The organism is Burkholderia sp. AcTa6-5 (assembly GCF_017815075.1).
Taxonomy (GTDB): Bacteria; Pseudomonadota; Gammaproteobacteria; order Burkholderiales; family Burkholderiaceae; genus Burkholderia; species Burkholderia sola.
This window is the reverse complement of sequence record NZ_JAGIQE010000074.1, coordinates 1-880: the sequence shown is the minus strand read 5'-3', so window position 1 is coordinate 880 and position 880 is coordinate 1. Positions and strand designations below refer to the sequence as shown.

The 880-nt window shown below is 60.6% G+C and carries 1 protein-coding gene; it reads left to right on the top strand.

From position 1 onward, the window contains the following. Positions 1–276: 276 nt before the first annotated feature. Positions 277–747 carry a hypothetical protein gene (locus J8I33_RS34250; protein WP_050016596.1) on the top strand — a complete coding sequence of 157 codons (471 nt, stop codon included), beginning with the start codon at positions 277–279 and terminating at the stop codon, positions 745–747. The last annotated feature ends 133 nt before the right edge of the window (positions 748–880 follow it).

Below are 880 nucleotides of genomic sequence, written 5' to 3'. Positions count from 1 at the left end.
TACGACCGAACCCCAACAGCACCGCTTCCCTTCCTCCCGCGCCGCGTTTCCGTTAGCGCGAAAGAGGCGTGATTCTAAGCACCTGCCCCCATCCGCGCAAGCCCTTTGTGAAGAAAGTTTGAAAAAGCCTCCGTGCGGTGGCGCGTACGGAGGCTTCTGGCTCGACGGACCGTAAAACGCAACGCCCGCCGCCCTCCAAAGATATGACGAAGGCGCCGCTTCCCTTCTATATAAGAGGACGCGGAACAAGCAAGGAAACGGGCGCGGTCGAGTATCATGCCGCGACCGAACCACGCACTCATATTGATGATGGACAGCACGACTCAATCCGGCGACAGCGACCTTCGCGACGAATATGCGGCACTGCGCGAGCGCGCGATCCTGCTGGAAGAACAGGTGCCGCCGCTTCTGCAACGCATCTCGGACATGTTGCCGCGCATCAGCGGCGAATCCGAACTGGCGGACACGCATCGCGAGCGGCTCGTCGGCGCACGCAATGCGGCGCTGGTCTCGATCGAAAACTATCAGCAGGCCATTCCGTTCCTGCAGACGGCCGACTCGATCATCGAGCAGCTGGACAAGGCGCCCGAACGCGACGAAGACATCGAATGGCGCGAATCGCTGCTGCAACGGCTGGACGAGCTGATCGACGTCGCGGTCGTGATGATCGACGATGCGGACAGCTACTTCGAACACGCGCAAGCCTGCGACCTGTCCAGCGTGCCGAAATCCATCCTCGAGAATTGAGCAGGCTTACCCGAAATCGCGCGATGCAGAGGCGTCGCGCCACGCCCGCCGACAGTCGCTAGCTGTGAAGCTTCAATAGGTTGTATCGATGGTTCATCCGGACTGAGTCTGGGAGACTGGAAGTCGCCAAACA

Excerpts from the sequence above, each read along its gene's own strand:
- J8I33_RS34250 (WP_050016596.1), top strand. The coding sequence starts at position 277 with ATGCCGCGACCGAACCACGCACTCATATTGATGATGGACAGCACGACT.